A 24,818-nucleotide genomic window follows, 5' to 3' on the forward strand; every position below is an offset into this window, starting at 1 on the left:
TTCAGCTACAGCCCCTTTTTATAATAATTATATGATTAAGTGTTGCTAGTTTTTATACGCGACCTTCGTTAGGATTATTGTATGCGTCTTTATCGATGGTTCCCATAATTTTGTCTACTACCAAAGCATTTGTTAATGACCCAGATACGTTCAAACATGTACGTCCCATGTCAATCAATGGATCGATAGCTAGAATTGGACTAATGGAGGTGAAGTACGCTCCAAGTCCTGTACCACTAAGGGATACAGATGCCGCCATTGTAGCCGTACCTGGCACGCCTGCGATACCAACAGAACCAATAGCAATAACGATAACACTCATGATATACATAGTCATATCGAATGGAATATTGGCTACATTAGAGATGTACACCACAACAAGTGCTGGGAACACGCCGGCACAACCTTGCATGCCCGCAGTAGTACCGAAGGAAGCTACTGTATTAGCAGTTGTAGCATTTACACCAAGACGTTTTGTTAAAGTCTCTACAGTTAATGGCAATACACCCATCGAAGAACGAGAAGTGAACGCCAATAAGAGTGGTGCTTTCGCTTTCTTGAAGTATGTAATCGGATTGTAGCCAAAGCTAGTAATCAAGATTGCTTGTACGACAAACATAATCAAAAGACCAACGTAAAGCAATACTACGAACAAGCCCATATCAAGAATAGCTTGTACACCGCGTGTTGCCAATGTAGAAGCTAACAAAGCAACTACACCATATGGCATAAGACCAATGATGAAATCAGCTACCCAGGAAATCAATTGGTGAAGTTCATCAAATAGTTTTGTGAACACCTCCATAGAGTTTGTCCCTGTTTGTTTTAATAGACGAGCTACGCTACCCAAGATAATTGCAAATACGACAATGCCGATAACATTTGTTTCAGCAGCCGCTTGAATTGGATTGCTTGGGATTAGTGCTCGGAATGTATCAACCATAGGTTTGATTTCACGAATCTTCTTGCCAGATTCAACAATATCAAAACCTTGACCTAAACCGAAAGCATTCCCCAAAATTAGGCCGACTATAGCAGCAACGGCTACCATGCCGAGATTTGTAGAAATCATAGCAACTACTAACTTTTTGAGGTTAGCACCTGCCTCCATGTGCAAAATAACGTGAACAATAGAGATAAAAACGATAGGAATAACAAGCATGCGGATTAAGTCGATGAAACCGCCCCCTACGAGAGAGAACCACTTTGTACTTTCCTTGATGTAAACCACTTTGGATGGATCATCAGGGAAGCCTGCAATAATTTGGACCGCTATACCAAGTACGGCACCAACAATAGTACCAATAATAACGAGATTACCGAAGGATGTGCCCTTGCGTTGCAATACATAAATACCTATTAACACGAGCACGAACACCGCGATAATACCAATACTTAGTGGATTGCTTAACATGAGGTAATCTGTAAAGAATGGAATATTCATAATACACCTCTTTAATTCATATCACAACAATAGGTTATGAACTTAGTATAGCATATATCGAAAAAAATACAAGTATAATATTTAATTTTTGGTAATATTTAATGTATTCTGTAATATATACACCAAAAAGGCGATTTTCCAGAAGAAAATCGCCTTTAGTAAATCTAGCTATTATATTATCTGTTAACTAAGATATAGGTTACTTGGATAGGACCATGAGCACCATCTACAGTTACCAATTCGATATCCGCCGTACGGGACGGACCAGAAATCAAGCAGATATTTGTAGGGAACTTAGCTGGATCGTTGTGATACCGTTCAGCCAAATGTTCCATTGTTTGTGTCATGCGAGGATTAATTGTGTCAGTATACAACACAGCAATATGTGTTGTAGGCAACAAACTAATCACACGGCCAGAATCCTCACCAGAAGCTTGTACTACAGTAGCAGTTTCCGCAATACCGCAGTATGGGAATGTAATACCAATATCAGCATTAGCAGTATTAGAAATACATTCTTCACGACCTTTAGCTGGATCCCATTGGAAGTATGTACGAGTGCCGCCATTATTAGCTGCATCTTGTTCGAACAATTCTTTTAATTTATATTCTTCTACTTCAGGAGAGCTTGGGAATACAATTTTACCGTTTCCCCAGTCGTCGATAGCTGCCAAAATTGTTTCACCTAGTTTGTCAGGTGTAGTTTCAACGAATTTTGTACCAACACGTTGACATTGTTCCTTAAACATTGTCAAAATTTGATCGCGATTCAAATCTTGGAACATAGTTTCTTGAGGACCATGGCTATAATCAAAGCCTTCTACAAAAGCAGGGCACATTTCTTGATCACGGCCTAATGCACGAGATAAACGTGCAATAAATTGATTACGTTTTGCTACATCCATTATTTTTTCTCCTTCTTCTTGTTCTTTTCATGTTCAGCATATAAATCACGGAATTTCTTGAATTTCAAGGAACCCAACTCTTTAGACTTAGTCCAACCGTTCATAACTGGAATAGCTTGAGTCCATTCAGGCATGTTACCTTCTTTATTACTAATTAAGTTCATGCCGATAGCACCAGCTTTTGTGCCAAGATCAAATAATGTTGCATTACCGAACATCTTAGCAGCTGCTGTGAAGATAGCTTCTTCTGCTTTTGGACGAGTCTTTTCAATATCAGCCATGATATGACGGTGCTCCATCAACAATTCATGCAATGGAATAGCTACTGGACAGTTTTCTGTACATGCACCGCATAATGTAGAAGCATATGGAAGATCGCCGGCTACATCGTAACCTTTGAATAATGGAGTCAATACAGCACCCATTGGACCTGGATATACAGAACCATATCCATGACCGGAAACGTGACGGTATACAGGACAGATATTCATACATGCACCACAACGGATACAACGTAGCATTTCTTGGAATGTACCACCCAAGATGCCAGAACGACCGTTATCAATAATGATGATATGAGTTTCTTCAGGACCATCAGCTTCACCAGGACGCGCAGGACCAGTCATCATGGAGAAGTAGTTAGAAATCTTAGAACCTACTGCAGAACGGTTCAACATTTCCATCATAACATCAAGAGCTTTGAAATCAGGAACAATACGTTCTGTACCTAAGAAAATCAATTGAGTCTTAGGAATAGAACTAGCCATACGACCGTTACCTTCGTTGGAAACGATTGTACATGTACCAGATTCAGCAACTGCAAAGTTACAACCATTAACACCTACATCAGCTTTTAAGAAGCGCTCACGTACATAACCACGTACAAAGTGAGTCATTTCCGTAGGGTTTTCAGTTCCTGTATAACCTAATTTTTCAGCGAAAATTTCGCGGATTTTGTTACGTTCAAAATGAAGACCTGGTACTACGATGTGAGATGGAGGACTTACTGCAGTTTGCAAAATAAATTCAGCCAAGTCAGTTTCGTTAACTTCAATACCAGCTTCTTCTAATACTTCGTTCAAACCAATTTCTTCAGTTAAGATAGTTTTGGATTTAACGATCATTTTTGCTTCGCGTTGGCGAAGGATATCTAATGCAATTTGAGTCGCTTCTTTGTCATCGAACGCAAAGTGAACTTTAGAACCAGCTTTTTCAGCATTGTCAGCAAATTGACTTACATAGTAATCCAAGTTGTTAAGTACGTGATCGCGAATTTTAGCCGCTTCAGCGCGGAAATCTAACCATTCAGGAACATCCGCAACTACTGTATTACGTTTATCATAAAACACGTCTTGTGCTTTTTTAATAGCTGCAACTTTGAAATCGTCAGCCAAACATTCTTTTATACGTGTTTTATAGGGGCGATTGTCATATATAAGTGCCATGTCGTCTCCTCCTTAACGGCAGTTTAAGATTTCAGCAATATGCATAACTTTGATACGGCGATCAATTTCGCCTTCTTTATGAAGACGATCAAGCATACCAGCGATGTTCATTAAGCACGCTTGGTCAGAACCGGAAATAACGTTGGCACCTGTGCCAGCAATTTCCAATGCTTTTTCGCGTGTCATAACTTCACTGATTTCAGGGTTTTTAACTGAAAAAGTACCGCCGAAACCACAGCAACGATCTGCACGTGGTAATTCAATCAAGTTGATATCTTTAACGTTTTTAAGGAGTTTGAAAGGAGGCTCTTTAATGCCCATCAAACGAGTTACGTGGCAAGATGTATGGTATGTAACGGATTCGTTAAAACGAGCCCCTACATCTTCAACACCTAATACGTCAGTAATAAATTGAGTGAATTCGTAAATTTTACCACTCAATCTTTCTGCGCGCGCCAACCACTCTGGTTGATCTTTTAAGAAATGATGATATTCATCGCGGATTGCAAAAGCGCAAGAACCGGACATGCTGACTACATATTCAGCGTTCTCAAAGCATTCGATTGTATTCTTAATTGCGTCCATAGCCGCGTCATTATAACCGGAGTTAGTGAACATTTGTCCACAGCATACTTGTTTCTTAGGTACTACAAGCTCACAACCTAATCTTTCAAGTACTTCTACACCAGCCATACCTACATGAGGGTAGAACATGTCAATCAAACACTGTTGGAAAAGATGAATTTTCATATTATCTTCCTCGTCTTTTCTAGTACTTAACCTAATAAAAAATTTTGATATGTATGTGTTATGGCAATTTTTAGTAGTGAATTTTTCGACTAAATTTCTGCCCTGAACATTACTTATGCTTTCAAATAAATATTCAAAAGCTCATCGCTATAATTATAAATTAATCATGTAGATATTGTCCAAAGAATTGCTATATTCGTATGTACCCTTTTATTTCTTATATCGTTATGACTTTTTGTAATAACAAACATTGAATTTTATCACATCTATTATTTCATTTATCATTTTTTCTTGTAAAAGCCCCATAAAATCTAGATTTTGCGAATGTTTATCATTTTGCATTTTTAACTACTAGAAAATCAACTTTTATCTATATTTCATTCTATATTTATATAATGGTACTCAAATTTTCAAATTCATGTAAGTTTTATCCTTATAGATTACATTTTCTTATAGTAGTGTATAAATTTAAAAAGTGTTATAATTTATTTTGTATAAGTATAGTTTGAAAGGAGCCCTTTTCATGAAACTAAATAAATTATCTTTGTCTTTAGCAATTACATTGGCCCTTGGTTCTACATTCAGCATGGCTCACGCTGAAACAACTGCGACTCATATAAAATCTGAAGTATCTAATGTGGCTACTAGAGCTGAGGTATCTGCTAAAGCGGATGAACACCGTGTTGATACATCTGTTAAAAACGATGCTAAACGTATTGATACATCCGTCAAAAATGATGCTAAACATGGTAGCACAGTTGTAAAACGTGATGCAAAACATGCTGATGCATCCGCTAAAAACGCTGCTAAACGCGCTGATACATCCGTAAAAAACGATACTAAACGCGTTGATACTTCTGTAAAAAATGACGTTAAACGCATTGATACTTCCGTAAAAAATGATGTAAAAGAAGATGCTGCAAAGGTAGAAGGTAAAAAAGTTGTAAAAACTAAAGAAAACTTACCTACTGGTGTATACCCTGACACAAAAGATAACTGGGCTCGCGATGCTATCCAAGCAATGACACAAGCCGGTTACCTTTCTGGTTATGCTGATAATACATTCAAACCTAGTGCACAAATTACTCGTGAGCAAGCAGCTGCTATTTATGGCAAAGTGCTACAACACAACTTAAACGAACAAGAATTAGCGGAGATTGCAACAAAAGAATCCTCTACCGCCTACTCTGACGTGGAAGCAGATCGTTGGTCTAGCTCTGCTATCAAATTAGTTAGTGCTGCAGGCGTAATGGACGGCACATCTAAAACAGCTTTCACACCTAGCAAAACTATGGACCGCGAACAATTCGTTGCATCTGCTGCTAGTCTAGCTAAAAAATTGAATCTTTCTACACCTGTAAAAGCAGAAAAAGTAACATTCAAGGACGAAGCTAGTATCTCCTCTGCTTACTTGGCAGATATCCAATACATGGCACAACGAGGCATCGTAGCATCTGGGGCAACAGAAAACTTTAACCCTAAACAACCTGTAACAAGAGCACAAGCGGCAACAATCTTAAATCGTATGCTTAATGGTGCTGGCCTTGCTACACCAAAGCATACTACTACAGAAGCTAAAGCTGAAACAGCTGTAAAAGAAGATACCAAAAAAGCTGATACAGCATTAGAGAAAGATACATCTAAAGTAAGTAAAGACGCTAAAAAAGATGTAGCTAAAGCTGATAAAGCTGTAAAATCTGATGCAAAAAAAGTTGAAAAAGACCTAAAAGGCAATAAAGATGCTGCAGTAGTTGAAAAAGCTGAACCGACTCGTGCCGTTCGCCCTGTTCGTCGCAGCACACTAAAAGCACTTGATCAAAAACAACAAGCTGCATTAGAAGACAAAGTATTTTCTGAATTAAATAAAACTTATAAAACAGAAGATGCATTCCAAAATTATGGCGTAATGTACTGGCGTGACAATCAATTACACGTAGCTTTGAAAACAGACAGCGATATTTCCACAGTAAAAGCTAACCTTGCAAACCGTGGTGATTCTACTGTAAATAACTATGTTGTAGTTGAATCCTCCCAATACAGCCAAGCTGAATACGATGCAATCGATACAAACTTCCGCAACTACTACAACAAAAATGAAAAAGCAGGTACAATTCTAGCTACATTCCCTGATGTAGAAAATAACCAACTTTACGCAGTTGTATCTACAGCATCTAAAGAAACACAACAAGGAATCTCTAAATTATTCGGTTCCAAAGTAAAAATGACAGTAAAACGCTAATCGGCGTTACACTTAACCAGCCAAGGCAGCGTATACTCGACAGTACTACGCTGCTTTGTTGTATATCACTATGCATGCCAACTAATTGACTATGATGCGACGGATATAACTTTTTATGCTGGTGAAAGTTTATATTCTACGGCTATCAAGCACTAGCCTTTACCATGATTAGGAAGGATTTTTATGTACAAGAATACCCCTCACGCATTACGTGCCCTCGTACTCGGCACATTATTGACTACAACAGGCCTTGGTTTTGCTTCTGCAAACACAACCACTACAACTCATACTCCTGCAACTACTGTTGAAGCCACTAAAATGGAAACAACTAAAGCACCAATGGCTAAAACAGATGCTACGAAGATGGAGACTACTAAAACAGAAGCTGCTAACGTTAAATCTACTAATACCGCATCACCTGCAATTGTAAACACCTCTATCGGTATACCTCAAGATATTCAAAAAATCCGCGCCCACATCTTTACAGATGTGCCTAGTGATTTTTGGGCAGCTAACTCGATTAGCACTGTAACAAAAGCAAACCTAATGAAGGGGTATTCCGATGGTACATTCCGACCTAACCAACCTATGACACGTGAAGAAGTAGCAGCGCTCTTCAACAATATTACGGATGATGGTACAGCCGCCTTCTTATCAAGTAAATTTAAAGATATTACATCTGACCGTTGGTCTGCTCTTGCTATTGAATCTGTAGCTCGCAAGAATATCATCAGCGGCTATGGTGATGATACTTATAAACCTGAGAAATATATGTCCCGCCAAGAGTTTGCGGTAGTAGCAGATAACTATATCCATTACTTAGGATATACCACTGAAGACCCAACAGTTCTTGATAATATAGCCTATGGAGACCAAAAATTTGTGGCTCCTTGGGCACAAGATGCCGTTCGCGAGCTTGCCTATCTTGGGTTCACAAACTACGCTCCAGGTACATTGTTTAACCCTGAAAAATATGTAACTCGTGCAGAAGCGGCGGAAATTGCGTACCGCATGACACAAACAGAACAAGCACTTGCCTTCCACAATACATTGTTCAAGCAACAAGTAGAAAACAAAACAGCTAATATCATCGACAAAGCATTAGGCTATGGCAATGATTTCACCAAATTCCGTCAAGACGGAGCTCTATTCTGGGAGGCAGGCCAATTACATGCATCTTTAACGGATCAAAAGAAAACTGACCTTGTTTCCAAAGCGATTACAGAGGCTCATGATCCACAGCTAGATAGAACTGTAGTCGTATCAAAAGGTAAATTAAATCAGGCCCAACTAGAGGAGTATCAATCCGATGCCATCGCCCTTTACCAACAAAAAGAACCTCAAGGAAAGATCCTTTCCATCTCCCCAAATACTGATACGAGTGCCCTTCTCATTACCGTTGATTCTATTCAAAAATCGACGTTGAAAGCATTTAAAAAGAAATTCCATGATAATGTATTCTTACAGTTACCACCGGAACCGCTTACAAAGTCAGACGGAAACATTCAATTCCCATTACCACCACGCGTAAACTATTATAACGACAAACAATAATATAGATAAAAAAGAACCGCCCCCTTAGGAGCGGTTCTTTTCACAATTAAACAGCTGTTACTATACACACATAATCGAATTTACACAGTTCGATTATTTTTTTGTTACATCATTTTCGCGGTCACGCAAGATACCAACTGGTACATATACCGTACCTGCGCTATGGATTGAATCCACATCTTGTTGCAAGATCATTACAACGGAATAATCATCTGTTGTGTAGAATTCAGTAGGCATTTTATCGATATTTACATCGCCACCTAATTTATCTTTCACATCTTGATTATTATTAATTGCATTCACCAGTTCTTTTTTATTAAGACCACCAAGATCGTACAAGGACAATTGTCGACCTGTTGTGGTGTTAAATGTGAAGCCTTTTACATAGTTTACACCATTGGCATCATGATCACGCATAGTATATGTGTGAATCAATACGCTGAAAATACCGTTTTTATCTGTTTTAACATCATAGTACATAACTACATTTGTTTTATCAGATTCTTTAGCATTTAACTTTTCTACATCATTTTGTATTTTAGAAACATACTTTTTGATGGTCGTATTGATTGCTTTTTCTACTGCAGGGCTAACAGATTTAACCTCTGGGAATACTAAATCCAAATGATCTGTAGTAGATTCCACAGGTGATACAGCAACCTCTTTACGATCCATATAACGGTCCGCATTTGGAGCTACCACTTCAACTGCATTACGATCTACTTTAGACGCTTTAGAGCGCAACGCACGATTCTGCTCAGGTGTAGCAGTACTAGAAATACGATATGTTAAATCATTACGATTTACACGTTTCGCATTTGTTTGATTTGCTTGTACATTTACAGTATCTTGCGTTACAGGTATTACTTCGCTTGCTGCGAAGGAGGCTACTGGCAATGCAGCAGCCATAATGATGAGTACAGACTGTTTTAATTTCATTGTTTAACCTCTTATTGTTCTTGCTCAGCTTTCATAGCAAGAGCTTCTTCTTTATTGAACTTGTGTGTAACAACACGGCGAACAAGATAGAGACCAGCAAATATGAATGCAAGCAATCCTAACCATTGTGCTGTGCTTTCAAATTCAGGACCTACTAATTCAAGTGGAGCTTCCCCACCACCAGTTGTAACAGACAATACAATAATAACAGCTATGATTACACCAATCAAGCTTTCACCAACGATCAGACCAGAAGCAAAGAGAACACCGCGGCGATTGGATTGCTCTACATCGTAGTCAGCAAGCTCACCGGCACGCATTTTAGCACGAGCTACAAGATAACGACCTACGAAGTAGCTGATGAAAGAACCAATAATAAGTGGTACTTCTAAAGTAGGCGGTAAATAAATACCCATACCAACAGCCAATGGAGGCAATGTTAAGGTAGCAGTTGTGCTCTTGAGAATCAAGTTGACGATAATAGCCACAACACCAACGCCAACACCGATTAAGATATAATCCCAATCCATGCTAGAGTTGAAGATACCTTGTGCAATGGTAGTCATCAAAGTCGCTTGAGGAGCAGATAATGCAGCGTTTGGATCCATTTCAGCACGTGGTAACGCACCTGTGAAACCGTATGCTTGGTAAAGCAAGTTAAGAACTGGAGCAATTGCAATGGCACCGGCTACAGAACCAAGTAACAAGGCAATTTGTTGACGCCAAGGTGTAGCACCAACGAGTTGGCCAGTCTTTAAATCTTGTAAATTATCATTAGAAATAGATGCAATCGCAATAACTACGGATGTCATAAAGATAGCCATAGCAGTAGCGAACTGAACACCTTCTTGTGTAGCAAATAAATTATTTTCCGCTGCGATAAAGTATACAACTAAGGAAGAAATAATAGTCGCTAAAATACCGATACCAGAAATTGGAGAAGCAGATGTACCGATAAGGCCTGCCATATAGCCACATGCTGCAGCCACGAAGAAGCCAATCAATAAAGCTACTACGATACCTACTACAACGAGTGTCCACATTAAACCTGCACTAATAGGTACGACAGATACGAAATCCCAGAATGTAAATACTAAGCCAATAAGAATAAGTATGAATACACCTAAAACGGATTTTGTACTCATATCTGTATCCATACGATGCAATTCACGTTCTGCGGAGCTGCTATTCATGGATTTAACAGAAATTTTCATACCTTCGATGATAGGTTTGATTAAGGTAATCAAAGTCCAAATCGCAGCAATACCAATAGCACCAGCACCGATGAAACGAACTTTAGATTTCCAAATAGCCATTGCAAACTTAGCAGTAGCACCGCCATCTGGAGCAAACATGTTAGTGAAGTAAGGCACGAAGCCAGCCCATGCGATGAGTACACCGACGAGGATAGCGATACCAGAAGCGATACCGATAAGGTAACCAGCACCTAACAACGCTGTAGAGAAGCCCAAAGGAATTTGAGTAATCCCTTTGCTACCTACAGGAATCCAGAAGCTCATGCTATCGCCAAGCACTTTGAAACCATTTGCACAAAGGCTAATAAGGCCAGCTACAAAGCCACCGGACACGATATCGGTCATACCGGAGCTAGATTGAGGGCCTTGTTCACCATTGTGAGAGCCAACTTTCAAAATTTCTGCTGCTGCACGGCCTTCTGGATATGGTAGATCACTATTCACTACCATAGCACGACGCAATGGAATGGTGAATAATACACCTAGACAACCACCGCATGCGCAGAGCAAAAATGTTTGCCAGAACGGAAAGCCATTCCAATACCCAAGCATGAGTAAACCTGGCAAAATAAAGATAATGGCGGACAATGTACCAGCGGCAGAAGCCTGCGTTTGTACCATGTTGTTTTCAAGAACGTTAGAATCCTTGAAGAACCGTAAAATCGCCATTGAAATAATTGCTGCCGGAATGGATGACGAGAATGTCAAACCTACCTTCAAACCGAGATATACGTTAGATGCTGTAAAAATAACAGTAATCAATGCACCAAGTAGCATCCCACGTAACGTCAGTTCCGGCAGATGAAGGTCATGGCTCGTAAAGTCATGTTTCATAAGTACTTACCTCCTCTGTGAAATCATAAACTTAAAACAATATACTAAGCTACTTCCATTTTATCGTGTTAAAGCGATGATTTCAATATATATGCGATATTTATAATGTATACATATTTTCTCCAACCCTTGAGCTATGGGAAAGGCAATAGCCCAAAAGCCTCCAAAGCCACCCACCCCGCTTCGCGGGGCCGCTAAGTCGTTTTTGGGCTATCGCCTTCTCCCTCTCAGATCAGCATTATATAAAACATATATACAAATTAAATATAAATCATCACATATATATTGTAGGGAGGAGATAGGTGTATATGCGCATTATGCATATACACCTATCAATTATATGAAAATAGAAATCATTCTCTTTTATTCTGTACAAATATACAGGATTTTATATAATTAAAGTACCGACAGTAGGGTCGGCATGTCTTTTAAGGAGGTTGTAAACATTATGGAAACAAGAATTGAATATGATTCAATGGGACCAGTCGAAGTCGACGCTAGACGAATTTACGGACCTCAAACGCAACGCTCGTTCAATAATTTTAAGATCGGTGACCACCGCATCCCTATTGAACAAATCAAGGCGCTTGCGCTTGTAAAAAAAGCATGTGCTTTAACCAATGCAAAATGTGGCGCATTAACTGAGGAAAAAGCGAAACTCATCGCTCAAGTAGTAGATGAGATCGTGGACGGAAAATGGGATGATGAATTTCCGTTAACCGTATTCCAAACAGGTTCTGGCACACAAACTAACATGAATGTGAACGAAGTCATCGCTCACCGAGCTAAACAGTTAGATGAATCCAATCCGCTTCATCCTAACGACGATGTAAACCGCGGTCAAAGTACAAACGATACATTCCCTACGGCAATGCATATCTGTGCATACTTTGAAATTACAAAACGCGTAATTCCTGCATTGGACGGCCTTATCGGATCCTTTGAAAAATTGCAGAAAAAAGGAAAAGGATTGCAAAAAGTTGGTCGTACCCACCTACAAGATGCTACTTTCATCATGGTAGACCAAGAAATTAGCGCCTTTGTGGACGGCCTAAAAACTGCCAAAACTATGCTCCTTCAAAATGCTGACCACCTACTCGACGTAGCACTCGGTGGTACTGCGGTCGGTACAGGTGTGAACACACCTAAGGGCTATCTAGACGTTATGGAAACTGTATTGCCAGAGGTAACAGGCGCTCCATTCCGTGTTAAGAATAACAAATTCCAAGGACTTGCTCTCAAAGATGCATTTATGATGGCTCACGGTGCACTTAACACATTAGCGACTACCCTATTCAAAATCGCTAACGATGTGCGCTTCTTAGGCTCTGGCCCTCGCTGTGGCTACGGCGAATGGCATCTTCCTGAAAACGAACCGGGCTCCTCCATCATGCCAGGCAAGGTAAATCCTACTCAATGTGAAGCTTTGACCATGGTATGCGCCCAAGTATTCGGCCACAATACAACTATGACGCTCTGTGCAGGCAGCGGTGCGTTCCAATTGAACGTATACATGCCTATCATGATCTATGACTTTGTTGAAAGCTGTCGCCTCCTCGCAGACGCTATGAACTCTTTCACAACACACTGCATCGACGGCGTAGAATTTGTACCTGAAAAACTCAACTTCTTCGTAGAACAATCTCTCATGATTGCTACATCCTTAACACCATATATTGGCTACGACAAGAGCGCCAAGGTGGTAAAAGAAGCGTACAAACGCGGTTGCTCTATTAAAGAAATCATCTTGGAAGAAAAACTCATGACCGAAGACGAATTTGCCGAAGCAGTTCGCATGAAATAAAATCTCTCTCATATCTATGACATATCTGTAACATCCTCTCATACCTCAAATGAACGGAATATAAAAGGACGCTATAGTCTTGAAACCTTCAGTACTACTTATTACTGAAGATTAGACTATAGCGTCCTTTTGAGTTTAAATGGCCATATTCTTAGAATTAATTCAAATATAGTCATTCTTCCTCATTTCGTTTTAACCGTTTATATATAAAACAATCACCGAAAAAAGATAGATTTCAGAACTAACGGTAAATGAATATGTACAAATGCTAACCTCTTTTACGTGTTAAATAGTTATAAATATAGTTCCATACCACATAGAATAAAAGTATTATGACATACGCGATAACAAAGAAATAATAGTCTACTTCATCTTCAATCAACTCTGGATTTGTGACAAGACTATATGGAATACCTATAAGTAAAAAAAGTACTAAGCCTCTCACAAAATAATTATAAATTTTTAAAAACATATATTTACTCTCAACATAAAAGCTATATATTCACAACATAACTAAAAATTTTAATTCTAATATATCACAATTATTATATAAGTTTATATAATAAAAGAGGTATTGTATGTGAAGTACAATACCTCTTTAACATTCTAACCAATAAACCAATAAATTACGCCACTCCATCAAAGAATGTAATAACCGTAATTTCTCGTGGACAGTTAATACGGATTGGGAACCAGTGTCCTGTACCATTATTAACGTAGCATACGCTTTGTTCTTCTACATAGCGACCTTTTGTATATGGTGTGCCTAATGGTACTAATGACATACCCATGAATACGATTTGACCTCCATGGGTATGTCCAGATAGAGTCAACGGAATCTTTCGTTCAATAGATTCTTCGAAGAATTCAGGGTGATGAGCCAATAGAATAACAAAGGCATAGTCTGGAATTCCGGACAAAGCTTTGTTAATCATGGCTTCCCGGTTGTCCTTTTTACGATCGTTATCGTACGCAACGCCCGCAATATATACAGGTTGTTTGCCGCCCATGATTTGAATATTACTATTCACGAGAATATTCATAGGTGTATTTCGTTTAAGTGCGTCAAGTACCTTATTTACATCGTGATGATACTCGTGATTTCCCAAGATAAAGTCAACCCCATCTGGGATTTGTTTTGCAAAGATTGTCAGTCTTTCACAGACTTGCGGCAACCATGCAAGTTTATCAATGAGATCGCCAGTGATAACAACGCGATTAGGTTTTTGTAAAAGCGCTAGTTTCAGGATTTCATCAAAGTCATCTAAGTCGATACTCGGTCCTATATGAATATCACTAAGTTGAACAATTTTATAGTTTTTCAAACCAGGTGGTAGGTTCGTGTAGCCAAAGCTTTCATGAGTTACCACTACCTCTTGTTGACCCGCAAAGGCAGCATAGCTAGAGCCACCAATAGTAGCCAACGGCACTATAGTTGCAGCAGTTCTAAAGAAGGCGCGACGGCCTGTTCTATTTTCCTCTGGTGTTTTGCTCCAAATCTTATTGATTGTCCAATATAATAGACTAAGTATGATAAATACAGGAATCGCTAGGAATACGCCAAAGAGGAATCCGTAGCTTTCAGTACGGAACATATTCATCAAAGGATAGTACATCGTACCATATAAATCCACTTGATTGAGTATATAGTATCGGATAGCCGCGAACCACGCACCGATAATGATTATATAGCCCACCCAGGCTGGCCATTTCTTTTTAGGCTTCCACAAGTTGAGGAATAGAGCCCAAAATCCTACCAGACCTATTGCAAGGATGGCAGAAAAAATGATATTAAATAGAATTCTCATTCATTGCTCCTACAAATTACTTTGCGATTTCCGTCAGTTTACCATGAGGTCCCGCCCAAGCATAGTCGGAGAACTCATCACGCTTGATGAGCATCCAGTCCTTTGGCAATTGCTGTTGGATATCTGCAATCGATATATTATTAGCATCCCCTGTGTACGTTAAATCACCGCGGAATGCTTTCATAAACCATTTTCGGTGAGAGAAAACATGTGTTATTTCTTTCACAAGTACTGGTTGCAAAAATAGATCAAATCCAAGGGCCTGAACTAATTCCTCAAGGCCTCGTTCTCCATCCTCAAAGGCAGATACCATTTCCACAGATGGGAATTCCCACATGGATCGTAAAAGTCCACGGTTCGGCCGTTTATGCAATAAATAATAGCCTTTATACTGCAAGATCCCCACAAATAAAGGCACCTCTACTACCTTTGTTTTCTTGATGCGCACAGGTAGTTTATCTGTATCCTTATTTTGGTATGCTTCGCACATATTTACAATAGGACATTCGCCACAGCGGGGTGTCTTTGGAATACATACGGCAGACCCAAAGTCCATCAAGGCTTGGTTAAAGTCGCCAGGTCGATCATGAGGCAAAGTCTCCTCTACGATAGCCGTAATAGCCTTTTTACCTTTAGTACTCAAAATATCATCAAAGATGCGATATAACCGAGCATAGATGCGCAGTACATTGCCATCTACAGCCACCTCTGGTTCATTGTACGCCATGGATAGCACAGCCCCTGCCGTATAAGAACCTACGCCCTTCAAGGACTCCATGGTCTTACGGTCATGAGGCACGATACCGCCGTAATTTTCAACGACGTCCTTTACGCCAAGACGCAAGTTACGAGCACGACTATAATAGCCAAGCCCTTGCCATGCGTGAACTACCTCATCTTCGGAGGCCTTTGCCAAATCCTCCAAGGTTGGAAATAGACGCATCCAGTTATCATAATAGGGTTTCATTGCCTCAATGCGGGTCTGCTGACTCATCACCTCGGAAACCCAAATCTTATAAGGGTCCCCACAACCGCGCCACGGCAACTCCCGTTTATGTACATCATACCACGCCAATAGCTGTGGCACCCACTTTGGGTTCTTTTTATCAGTCATATTACCTCAATATATTATAAATTTAGGAGTCTAGTACCACTTTCACGGCTACATACTCCCTATTTTATACTCCAATACCCACCAGATAACGATTTTAACGTTAAATTGTAACAAATCGTACATTCATCATCCATTAATATACAGATCGATGCGCGCCAAGTGTTCGCTTTCAAGAACAGTATCAACAGTGGTCAAATCCATCTTATCCACCATATTATTATCTCGTCCAAACACGATAGGTCCTTTTAATTTCTTACCTTCTAACAACATCGGCAACCATCTGCGGTCACCATCCCACATATGTTCATAAGGAATTTGATTTGGTTCTAGCCAATGAGGCTCCATTTCGTCTGTTTCCTCTACATCGCCTGTGAAAGCACGCAAGAAATACACATAGCTTACGTGCGTTAAGCTTTCATCAAAAGGAAATTGAAAATCAAAAGCCGCTACACATTCTAAGTCTTCGACACGTCCTTGAAGGCCAGATTCCTCATAGAGTTCGCGAATGGCACACTCTCGGAAGCTTTCACCATCATCAAGTTTACCACCGAAACCATTATATTTATTAGCCCCAAAACCACGCTTCTTACGCCCTAACAATATACGATTTTGTTCATCAATGGGAAATACGAGTGTCGTTGGTTTCATAGGATCTCCTTAATTACAAAAATAACACACTATTATTATACCATTATTTCATGTACGAATGTGCTAGTTGTGGTATGATTAAGAGTATAGAATTTCTTACAAGGGAGGAGGCACATGATGAACAAACCACTTAGATTTAATATCGAATTAGGACGGACAAAGCCCGTCAATATTCGCAATGAACAAGTGCGTTGTCCCTTCTGTGATCGTTCCAAATTAACGGATATTCTCGATACATCAGGCCATATTATATGGCTCATGAACAAATATCCAGTCTTAGAAAAAACTTGGCCTACCGTTATTATTGAAACGGAAACTGACGAAGGCGAGTTTTCTACCTTACCTACAGACGAAGCAGCCCACATTCTCCAGTTTGGCCTCGATAAGTGGCGCGAAACTCGTCAGCGTAAAGAGTTTAAATCCGTACTGTTCTTCAAGAATTACGGCTATATGTCCGGCGGTTCTATTCGCCATCCACACAGCCAGATTATAGGCCTTGAGAATTACGATTATCACAAAGATATTACGGCCCAAAATATGGAGGGTTGGCTCTTGCACGAGGATCAAGATGTACGCATCACCTTGTCTACCCATCCGATTATTGGGTTCTTTGAGTACAATATTCGCTTCAAACCAGATGCGCCGGTTCGTGCTGTAGCCCTTCGACTACAGCAAATTCTGCGCTATGTATTGCATAGTGTAGCAAACTTTAGCCAGTCCTATAATTACTTTGTATATAATCTTGAGGACGGCTATGATTACATCAAGGTAGTGGCGCGCTATGTAACGACACCCCTCTATGTAGGATACAAAATACCACAAACTTGCGATGAGGGACGAGCTGCTAAAATCAAGCACGATATTACGCCTTATTTTCAAGCTACTAAATAGCTCTAACCATATACCGTACATAATTTGATATATAATTTTATATATGGTTTAACCATACATATTTGAAAGGATTTTTATGAAAGTATTTGCCATCGGCGACCTCCATCTATCTGGCAATCCTCCCACAAAGCCGATGGATATTTTTGGTCCTCACTGGAATGATCACTGGGCCCGCATCAAAGAGCATTGGAATGCCAATGTAAGCGATGAAGATATCGTCTTTCTCGTAGGTGACATGAGCTGGGCTCTCCGCCTTGAAGAAGCGGCCTGCGATTTACAAGAAATTGCATCTCTACCTGGTAAAAAATATATGATTCGCGGCAACCATGATTATTGGTGGGCATCGGCGAACAAGATGCATAATCTCATGGGCGACGCTATTACCTTTATACAAGGTCACGGCACCGCAGAACTCATCCAAACCGAAGAAGGTCCGCGCCTTATTGCATTCGGAGGAACGCGTGCCTACCTCTGTCCTGGAGACTCCCACTTCTCTCCGGAAACGGACCAATCCATTTACGATAGAGAATTGATGCGTACCGAAGCGGCACTTCAAGAAATGGATAAAGCAATACATAAAGTGCTTGAAGAACTCAGGACGGAAACAAACGTCACAGATATGACCTGTTCTAAAAAATCCTATTCATCAACACCTGATTCAATTATAGATATAGAGAATATTCCTGTAACAAAGTTATTGTTGCTACATTACCCTCCATTTAACGAATCCAACGCTCCTTCTGGCTTTACGGACCTATTAGAACAATATAAAGTAGATATCTGCATCTTTGGCCACTTACACGATCAAATTTCTTTTAACCGAATTCCAAAGGAGTTTAGTACGACAAAACTAGAATTGGTATCTGCAGACTATCTAGACTTCAAACTAAAACAAATCATCTAAGGAGAGACCATGAGTCGCATTCACAAAGAACATTTACAAGCAGGCTATATCTTTGGTGACACCGTCAACCAAGAATATATATACTTGCCCTCTGGTGAGGTAGGTACGGAGCATCCGTTAGCTGTCCTAGAAACACCAACGAAGCGCGAAGATATTACATTGGACGAAGCCGTCCATATGATTGATACCCTAACGCTAAAACGTTGTAGCCATCCTACACTAGGTAAAAAATCATTTTAATAACGCAATCAATAATGCAATTAATTGAACAAAGGAGGCCGTTTATCACAGCCTCCTTTGTTTTTTCTTTAGTTTATACAAGAACTATTTTGTTGTCTTCCTTTTAGTTTAAAAGGTTAATTCATGACAAGTAATTACTTCGCATTACGCTCGATATGACTACCATAAACATCTCTGTAATCATTAGTTTGCTTATTGTCTTTATTGTTTACACGAAGTCGTTCTACCTTATGACGATCATTGTCTTTACCAGAGATTCGATCCACACGAATGCGATCCAAGTCACGAAGACGAGCCAATTCAGGATTAAATTCGTTAATCGCACGCCCCATTTTGCCATCAATTGGGGCACCCAATTGTAAAGCACGGTAAATGATCGCAGCATACTCATAACGAGTCATCGCACGATTGCCTTTAAATTCGCCATCAGGATAGCCTTCAACAAGACCTTTATCAGCCAAGTCTTTTACATATTCATAAGCCCAATGATTAGCTGGTATATCAGGGAAGTTCACATCTTTCTTGTCATACTGAGGTGCCATTCCCATGGATACCTTCATTTGTTGAATCTCTACATTTTGGGCTTTTACAATGGCCTTTAAGTCTTGAACCTCTTTAGCCAAAGCTACTCTAGAAGTAGATACACCATTTTTTTGACCTAATTTCAATGAAACGCCGGCATTGACCATGTTTTCACCGTTACCCATGGATCCAGCTACGCTGAACATAGTGTCTTCATTTGGTCTGTAGAAAGCACCTAATGCCATCGCATTTTCACCGGCATAGTTACCGTAACCAGCCGCAAAATTCCATTTATCCTCAGGATCAAAATCCAATGGATGAATAGCCGCTAATGCAGCCGCACCAGCACCAACTTTTCCTATTTTGCTATTTAATAGGTTCACACCATTACTAATACCGCTAGTAGCTTGATACAATTGGCTACCGTTAACGGCATCTTTAGATGTAGCGGATACTTCACCATCGGCTACATTAGTGATTTTATTGCCACCATTATTTAGACCTTTATTGTCCAAAGAAACATTACCAAATTTAACTTTATCTACAGATACTTTGTAATCAGTACCACCAGCAGCATTTGTGCTTGTAGTTACAGTTACATTATTACCTGCAGAAATGCTAGTATGTTTTTTAGCTTCTTTTAATGCTTCTGTGGCTAAAGTCTTATTATATTCAATACGACGTTCATGACTTTCGATACGCTCACTATGATTTTCAATTCGAGCATCATGATTATCAACACGATTATCTAAATAATCTAAACGCTTATCTTGATTGTCAATACGTTTTTCTTGATTATTCATACGTTCAGTTTGATTTTTTAATTGAATGTCATGATTTTGAATTTGATCTTCATGACGAAGTAAATCAGCATCTTGACGAAGATTTTCTTTAGTTAAACGAGTAATTTGATTATCATGATTTATAATTAATTTATTATGTTTTTCTAATTCTTGACTATGTCCATTTAAAATATCTTCATGTTTTTGTAAGACATCTGTATGATCTTTTAATTTTCGTTCATTGTCGGCAATTTTTTCTTTATTTTTATCGATTTCATTAATATTATTTTGAATTAATGTATTGTGATTATTAAGAATTCCGCCCACTGTATTTGCTACTGCATATAATTGACTACCATTTATAGCATCCGTGCTATCAGAAGATACTTTCCCAGATGCTACATTAATCACCTGACGTTCTTTACCAGATGCACCAACACTCGTAACGCCGTTACGAGCTGACCCTACCCCAGCAAAGCCGGAATAGTTGATACCATTTATATTAGCTTGTGTTTCTGTTGTGGCAGCTCTATCGGTAGATGCATTGCCTAAGAGAACACTATTTCCTTGTGTTGACGTCACATTACTGCCCAGTACATATGTATTTGCTTGCGCTACGTTATTTCTAACCCCAAAAGCGCCAGAATCAATGCCAGAAACAGAATTACTGCTACCAATTCCAACTCCACTACGTGCAGTAATCGTATTACCTGAACCTACTGCAACAGCATTTGCAGCACCAGCATTAGCATTATTACCTACAGCAGTTGCACTCTCTTCAGCTTTTGCATTATATCCAACGGCTACTGAACGATTTCCCTTTGCTCTAGCATCATTACCATATGCTGAAGAGAAATTACCAGATGCCTCAGCATTAAAGCCAGTAGCGGTACTTGAAATACCACTAGCCTTTGTACTATTGCCAACCGCTGTAGAAGCTTCAGCAGATGCTTTAGCGGATGAACCAAAGGCATTTGAATTACGCCCTGAAGAAACTGATCCATGGCCTATTGCAGTAGCATTTTCACCTTCTGCTCGTGCACTCCGACCAATAGCATTGGTATTATTAGCAGTTGCCTGTGCACTTCGTCCGATAGCTAGTGAAGTCTCACCAGATGCGGTAGAAGACTGTCCTACAGCAGTTGAATATGAACCGGATACCGTATTTCTGAAACCTACTGCTAAACTATGGTCACTGGTAACCGTGTTTTCATCACCAAAGTGACGTGAATACTCTGTCGGATTTCCTTGTGCTTCTACATGTAATACAGTTCCCGTGCCTAACGCAAGTAGTATTGCCAATGATAATGCAACTTGTTTGCTTTTCATCGTTTACTATTCCTCCCTACATCTAAAATTATAAATACAACGGATAATATATTATCATTTATAATATATATTCAACAAAACTCAGCATAAAATATGTCCATTATTAACTAATGTATTATCATTATCCTTAACTATTATTGTACTTTAAATATTAAATGAAGTAAACGAATTTTTTAACAAAATAGATAAAATTATCAATTTTATCTATAAATAAAAATTCTATCAAATTCATCATACTATAAATTAATAGCATAATAACAATATAAGGAGATAAGATTTATCTTATCTCCTTATATTGGCTATATTAACTATATTCATTATATTAGCTATACTAATTATTCTAGTTATATTATTTGCTTTAGCTATATTACTTAGAATAGCTATATTGGTTATTCTAGCTAATCTTGTTATACTAGCCTATTAGCCCAAGAATCCTCCATGGCCCATAGCTATACAATCTTCTTTGGTGATTTCATCATCTGCGATGAGGCGTGGCACAATTTCATCAAAAGCAGTCGGTTTGCTGAACAATACACCACCTGGTACACCAAGAATTGGTGTGCCATCTGCACAGTAAGCAATGCAAACCATGGACCCTGGTAACACAGGTAATCCATAGGTAACTACTCGATCTGCATAGCGTTTAATCGCTCCTGGAGTGAGATCATCTGGGTCAACGCTCATACCGCCAGTGCAGAAAATGATATCTGCGCCTGCTGCTTTCACCTTGTCGATAGCCGCCACGATATCGTCTGTATTATCCGTTACAATTTCGTGAGCTACCTTTGTAACACCAAATTCAGCACAACGTTCTTCAATGATTGGTGTGAAAGCATCTTTAATACGACCTTCAAATACTTCAGAACCAGTCGTAACGATACCCATTGTTTTGCGCACGAACGGCTTTACATGTAACAAAGGCTTACCATCAGCAATTTTCTTTGCATCTTCTACTTGTTGTTCTTCTAACAACAATGGAATACAGCGCATGCCTGCTAGTTTATTACCAGCTTTCACAGGTGTATTATTAAATCTCGTTACAATAGTCAACTCACCAATGCTATTGATAGCATATAATCGGTCTACATCGACCTTGAAAAGGCCATCTACATCCGCAATGGCTTCAATTTTACCTTGTGCCATAGGGCCATCGTGCATGTTTTCACCGCCTGCCATATGGTATAAAGCACGAGCTACATCCTCTTCGTGCAAGAACCCCTCATCTTCTGGCTCCATTACAAATACATGTTCCTTGCCAAGATCCAAGAGTTTAGGAATGTCCTCTTCTGTAATTACATGTCCACGGCGGAAGGGCGTGTCTTTCACCTCACCGATGACGATTCTTACGAGATCGTGTAATAATATTTGCCCTACGGCATCTTGTGTTCTAATAGATTTCATAATATCTCCCAAGTCATTAATAACAAAATACGTTACTGTATAACATCAAAATGTATTTAATACTATTATTCAATATTAATATGTTTACATAGTACAGAGTAGACGCACTATTAGCATACCAACCCAACAGAGGATTAAGCCCCCTACGACTTGTACTGCACCGTACCATAATGCTTGTACATAGGATTCAGCCATCATAAGCTGTAGCATTTCAAAGGCAAAGGTTGAGAAGGTGGTAAATGCACCTAGCCCACCTACAACGAGGAAGAATCTCGCCCATTGAGGTAGATCTGGCTTTTGCATATAAAGGCCTAAGACTAGACCGATAATGAGGCAACCAACGAGGTTTACTACTACCGTACCATACGGAAACGAGCTGACCTTTGTCATCACCCATTCACCAAGAGCCATACGGCATAAGGCCCCAGTGGCGCCACCGAGGGCAACGGCTATGTATTTTTCCATATTGCCTCCTCTACTCAAGATAACATACTAGATGGTATGATCACATTACTATAGCATACATGTAATACTACTTTCACAATTCGTGTAATTATCTGTAATAGCCGATAATTATCTACTTTTCTATATTAGTCAGATGCTAATAATCTCAGTATACTATATTTAGAGAGTAGGGAAAAGAAAGGAGTCCCTATGAACCCCTCGTCTACACCACTCACCGAACTGCGGATCAACACGTACGAAGACCCATTTTTACAACATCAATATGTGTGTTTAGGTCATAAAATCGCCATTATTCGCGTATCCCTAAATATGTCTCAGCAAGAGTTAGCTCGTCACATTGGTATCAGTCGCAGTTATTTAAGTAAATTAGAATGTGGTACAGGCATCTCCGGCATGTCTTTGGAAATTCTTTTTAAAATCGCTCAAGCCTTTCAAATCAACGTAGGTCAGCTCGTAAGACTGCGTGTTGTAGACTATAAAAACTGTAATGCTCACCTAACATCACACTATAAACGACTAGAGTTTCTAAACCACACCAAAAGGACGTCTCAAAACAAAACAAGAACAAACTAATCCGATAGGCTAAAATAGCGGTTAATTAAATACAACAAATGATACCTAATTTATATCAAGATACGCTAAATACTCTAAATGAAAGTTGAATTAACTATTCAAAATAACAATCAAAAAAGCTCCGTCAATAGCGGAGCTTTTCATATGTCATTATGCCTATTACAGCATCAGCAGGCATTATACTTCATTAAGTTTTTTATGTTGTACTTCTGCATTTGCTTTTTTGAAGATAAATGCATTGTTAATATGCTGACGCATAGCTGTTTCTGCAGCAACTTCGTCGTGACGTTCAATAGCGTCTACGATTTGATCATGTTCGTCATCACAGTCATGTGTACGTACAGCATTGAAAGAACTGATGTACATGTCGCGATTAACGCGTTCACGGAAACCTGCTAGATAATCTACAATGCGTTCATTGCCAGAGTAATGAGCAATCATTGTATGGAATCGGCTATTCACATCAACACGTTCTGTGGCATCTTCAATTTCATGCATTTCTTTACAAAGAGTTCTTAGCTCTTGTACTTGCTCAGGTGTAGCATGACGAGCACATAATCTAGCACCAAGTCCTTCCATTACTTCACGAACTTGGTAAAGCGCTACGATTTCTTCTGGCGTGTCAGCTTTTACAGTAACGCCTTTCCAAGGAACGATAACTACGAGATTATCTTTAGCCAATTTGCGGAATGCCTCACGCACAGGTGTAGCACTCACTTGTAATTGTTCTGCAATCTTTACTTCGTTAAGCTTCTCTTGAGGCATCAATTCGCCTGTTAAGATAGCTGTTTTTAATGTTAAATATACTTGTTCACTGAGAGGTAATCTTTCGATAGAATCCACTGCGGACAATTTGTATTTATCTTTTGAACTTTGTCTTCCCATTACTAGCCCCTAAACCTTGCTAACCATTCGTGCTTTCAGACTTTCAAAGAACGGTTAAAATGAGTATAATATAGTATACAACATAT

The 24,818-nt window shown here is 39.4% G+C and carries 20 protein-coding genes; 7 read left to right on the top strand and 13 right to left on the bottom strand.

Features of this window, described 5'->3' with window-relative positions:
- Positions 1–52 precede the first annotated feature (52 nt).
- From E7B10_RS03250 to E7B10_RS03265, 4 genes are all read right to left on the bottom strand, one after another.
- On the bottom strand, positions 53–1,444 hold the full coding sequence (locus tag E7B10_RS03250) for a cation:dicarboxylate symporter family transporter (protein WP_077707741.1): 1,392 nt from the start codon (positions 1,442–1,444) through the stop codon (positions 53–55).
- A 176-nt stretch (positions 1,445–1,620) separates the two neighbouring features.
- Entirely contained in the window at positions 1,621–2,349 is a 729-nt protein-coding gene (locus tag E7B10_RS03255) for a lactate utilization protein C (RefSeq protein WP_004694884.1), read from the bottom strand.
- On the bottom strand, positions 2,349–3,794 hold the full coding sequence (locus E7B10_RS03260) for a LutB/LldF family L-lactate oxidation iron-sulfur protein (RefSeq protein ID WP_004694882.1): 1,446 nt from the start codon (positions 3,792–3,794) through the stop codon (positions 2,349–2,351). Before E7B10_RS03260 ends, E7B10_RS03255 begins: the two co-directional genes overlap by 1 nt.
- A 12-nt stretch (positions 3,795–3,806) precedes the next feature.
- A complete protein-coding gene (locus E7B10_RS03265; protein WP_004698263.1) occupies positions 3,807–4,544 on the bottom strand; it encodes a (Fe-S)-binding protein in 738 nt (245 codons plus the stop codon).
- 523 nt (positions 4,545–5,067) lie between these two features.
- Here E7B10_RS03265 and E7B10_RS03270 point away from each other — a divergent pair.
- Together E7B10_RS03270 and E7B10_RS03275 are read left to right on the top strand one after the other, a co-directional pair.
- A complete protein-coding gene (locus E7B10_RS03270; RefSeq protein ID WP_278618253.1) occupies positions 5,068–6,783 on the top strand; it encodes an S-layer homology domain-containing protein in 1,716 nt (571 codons plus the stop codon).
- Positions 6,784–6,966: 183 nt separating this feature from the next.
- Entirely contained in the window at positions 6,967–8,337 is a 1,371-nt protein-coding gene (locus tag E7B10_RS03275) for an S-layer homology domain-containing protein (RefSeq protein ID WP_123138145.1), read from the top strand.
- 93 nt (positions 8,338–8,430) lie between these two features.
- On the opposite strand, the gene E7B10_RS03280 is transcribed toward E7B10_RS03275, so the two are convergent.
- Together E7B10_RS03280 and E7B10_RS03285 are read right to left on the bottom strand one after the other, a co-directional pair.
- Positions 8,431–9,276: a hypothetical protein gene (locus E7B10_RS03280; RefSeq protein ID WP_156697305.1), complete on the bottom strand. Its 846-nt coding sequence runs from the start codon at positions 9,274–9,276 to the stop codon at positions 8,431–8,433.
- A gap of 11 nt (positions 9,277–9,287) precedes the next feature.
- Positions 9,288–11,366 carry an OPT family oligopeptide transporter gene (locus E7B10_RS03285; RefSeq protein WP_278617741.1) on the bottom strand — a complete coding sequence of 693 codons (2,079 nt, stop codon included), beginning with the start codon at positions 11,364–11,366 and terminating at the stop codon, positions 9,288–9,290.
- Positions 11,367–11,814: 448 nt separating this feature from the next.
- On the opposite strand from E7B10_RS03285, the gene E7B10_RS03290 reads away from it, so the two are divergent.
- Positions 11,815–13,170, top strand: a complete 1,356-nt coding sequence (locus E7B10_RS03290; protein WP_278617740.1) for a lyase family protein — start codon at positions 11,815–11,817, stop codon at positions 13,168–13,170.
- 626 nt (positions 13,171–13,796) lie between these two features.
- Here E7B10_RS03290 and E7B10_RS03295 read toward each other — a convergent pair.
- From E7B10_RS03295 to E7B10_RS03305, 3 genes are all read right to left on the bottom strand, one after another.
- Entirely contained in the window at positions 13,797–14,978 is a 1,182-nt protein-coding gene (locus E7B10_RS03295) for a metallophosphoesterase (protein ID WP_278617739.1), read from the bottom strand.
- Positions 14,979–14,994: 16 nt separating this feature from the next.
- Positions 14,995–16,092 (bottom strand): A/G-specific adenine glycosylase, encoded by a 1,098-nt coding sequence (mutY, locus tag E7B10_RS03300; protein WP_287508116.1) that lies wholly within the window; start codon positions 16,090–16,092, stop codon positions 14,995–14,997.
- A gap of 126 nt (positions 16,093–16,218) precedes the next feature.
- The gene (locus tag E7B10_RS03305) at positions 16,219–16,740 is read right to left on the bottom strand and encodes an 8-oxo-dGTP diphosphatase (protein WP_058948160.1); all 522 of its coding nucleotides are present in this window, start codon (positions 16,738–16,740) and stop codon (positions 16,219–16,221) included.
- Positions 16,741–16,857: 117 nt separating this feature from the next.
- Here E7B10_RS03305 and E7B10_RS03310 point away from each other — a divergent pair, with 117 nt between their 5' ends.
- From E7B10_RS03310 to E7B10_RS03320, 3 genes are all read left to right on the top strand, one after another.
- The gene (locus E7B10_RS03310; RefSeq protein ID WP_004694861.1) at positions 16,858–17,631 is read left to right on the top strand and encodes a DUF4931 domain-containing protein; all 774 of its coding nucleotides are present in this window, start codon (positions 16,858–16,860) and stop codon (positions 17,629–17,631) included.
- 76 nt (positions 17,632–17,707) lie between these two features.
- A complete protein-coding gene (locus E7B10_RS03315; protein ID WP_004694860.1) occupies positions 17,708–18,535 on the top strand; it encodes a metallophosphoesterase in 828 nt (275 codons plus the stop codon).
- 9 nt (positions 18,536–18,544) lie between these two features.
- A complete protein-coding gene (locus E7B10_RS03320) occupies positions 18,545–18,775 on the top strand; it encodes a hypothetical protein (protein WP_004694858.1) in 231 nt (76 codons plus the stop codon).
- Between the two features lie 134 nt (positions 18,776–18,909).
- Here E7B10_RS03320 and E7B10_RS03325 read toward each other — a convergent pair whose 3' ends face one another.
- From E7B10_RS03325 to crcB, 3 genes are all read right to left on the bottom strand, one after another.
- Positions 18,910–21,408, bottom strand: coding sequence for an S-layer homology domain-containing protein (locus tag E7B10_RS03325; RefSeq protein WP_156697307.1), 2,499 nt, complete (start codon positions 21,406–21,408; stop codon positions 18,910–18,912).
- A gap of 420 nt (positions 21,409–21,828) precedes the next feature.
- Entirely contained in the window at positions 21,829–22,809 is a 981-nt protein-coding gene (locus E7B10_RS03330; protein ID WP_156697308.1) for a molybdopterin-binding protein, read from the bottom strand.
- A gap of 84 nt (positions 22,810–22,893) precedes the next feature.
- A complete protein-coding gene (crcB, locus tag E7B10_RS03335) occupies positions 22,894–23,274 on the bottom strand; it encodes a fluoride efflux transporter CrcB (protein WP_077707756.1) in 381 nt (126 codons plus the stop codon).
- Positions 23,275–23,463: 189 nt separating this feature from the next.
- Between crcB and E7B10_RS03340 the strand changes: the two genes are divergently transcribed.
- A complete protein-coding gene (locus tag E7B10_RS03340; RefSeq protein ID WP_038150489.1) occupies positions 23,464–23,847 on the top strand; it encodes a helix-turn-helix domain-containing protein in 384 nt (127 codons plus the stop codon).
- 177 nt (positions 23,848–24,024) lie between these two features.
- On the opposite strand, the gene E7B10_RS03345 is transcribed toward E7B10_RS03340, so the two are convergent.
- Complete coding sequence (locus tag E7B10_RS03345; RefSeq protein ID WP_004694848.1) at positions 24,025–24,732, bottom strand: GntR family transcriptional regulator; 708 nt, start codon at positions 24,730–24,732, stop codon at positions 24,025–24,027.
- Between the last annotated feature and the right edge of the window lie 86 nt (positions 24,733–24,818).

Source organism: Veillonella sp. (assembly GCF_032470285.1).
Lineage (GTDB): Bacteria > Bacillota > Negativicutes > Veillonellales > Veillonellaceae > Veillonella.

What these genes read in the sequence shown, in the direction of transcription:
- E7B10_RS03250 (WP_077707741.1), bottom strand. Translation starts at nt 1,444, where the DNA reads ATGAATATTCCATTCTTTACAGATTACCTCATGTTAAGCAATCCACTA.
- E7B10_RS03255 (WP_004694884.1), bottom strand. Translation starts at nt 2,349, where the DNA reads ATGGATGTAGCAAAACGTAATCAATTTATTGCACGTTTATCTCGTGCA.
- E7B10_RS03260 (WP_004694882.1), bottom strand. Translation starts at nt 3,794, where the DNA reads ATGGCACTTATATATGACAATCGCCCCTATAAAACACGTATAAAAGAA.
- E7B10_RS03265 (WP_004698263.1), bottom strand. Translation starts at nt 4,544, where the DNA reads ATGAAAATTCATCTTTTCCAACAGTGTTTGATTGACATGTTCTACCCT.
- E7B10_RS03270 (WP_278618253.1), top strand. Translation starts at nt 5,068, where the DNA reads ATGAAACTAAATAAATTATCTTTGTCTTTAGCAATTACATTGGCCCTT.
- E7B10_RS03275 (WP_123138145.1), top strand. Translation starts at nt 6,967, where the DNA reads ATGTACAAGAATACCCCTCACGCATTACGTGCCCTCGTACTCGGCACA.
- E7B10_RS03280 (WP_156697305.1), bottom strand. Translation starts at nt 9,276, where the DNA reads ATGAAATTAAAACAGTCTGTACTCATCATTATGGCTGCTGCATTGCCA.
- E7B10_RS03285 (WP_278617741.1), bottom strand. Translation starts at nt 11,366, where the DNA reads ATGAAACATGACTTTACGAGCCATGACCTTCATCTGCCGGAACTGACG.
- E7B10_RS03290 (WP_278617740.1), top strand. Translation starts at nt 11,815, where the DNA reads ATGGAAACAAGAATTGAATATGATTCAATGGGACCAGTCGAAGTCGAC.
- E7B10_RS03295 (WP_278617739.1), bottom strand. Translation starts at nt 14,978, where the DNA reads ATGAGAATTCTATTTAATATCATTTTTTCTGCCATCCTTGCAATAGGT.
- mutY (WP_287508116.1), bottom strand. Translation starts at nt 16,092, where the DNA reads ATGACTGATAAAAAGAACCCAAAGTGGGTGCCACAGCTATTGGCGTGG.
- E7B10_RS03305 (WP_058948160.1), bottom strand. Translation starts at nt 16,740, where the DNA reads ATGAAACCAACGACACTCGTATTTCCCATTGATGAACAAAATCGTATA.
- E7B10_RS03310 (WP_004694861.1), top strand. Translation starts at nt 16,858, where the DNA reads ATGAACAAACCACTTAGATTTAATATCGAATTAGGACGGACAAAGCCC.
- E7B10_RS03315 (WP_004694860.1), top strand. Translation starts at nt 17,708, where the DNA reads ATGAAAGTATTTGCCATCGGCGACCTCCATCTATCTGGCAATCCTCCC.
- E7B10_RS03320 (WP_004694858.1), top strand. Translation starts at nt 18,545, where the DNA reads ATGAGTCGCATTCACAAAGAACATTTACAAGCAGGCTATATCTTTGGT.
- E7B10_RS03325 (WP_156697307.1), bottom strand. Translation starts at nt 21,408, where the DNA reads ATGAAAAGCAAACAAGTTGCATTATCATTGGCAATACTACTTGCGTTA.
- E7B10_RS03330 (WP_156697308.1), bottom strand. Translation starts at nt 22,809, where the DNA reads ATGAAATCTATTAGAACACAAGATGCCGTAGGGCAAATATTATTACAC.
- crcB (WP_077707756.1), bottom strand. Translation starts at nt 23,274, where the DNA reads ATGGAAAAATACATAGCCGTTGCCCTCGGTGGCGCCACTGGGGCCTTA.
- E7B10_RS03340 (WP_038150489.1), top strand. Translation starts at nt 23,464, where the DNA reads ATGAACCCCTCGTCTACACCACTCACCGAACTGCGGATCAACACGTAC.
- E7B10_RS03345 (WP_004694848.1), bottom strand. Translation starts at nt 24,732, where the DNA reads ATGGGAAGACAAAGTTCAAAAGATAAATACAAATTGTCCGCAGTGGAT.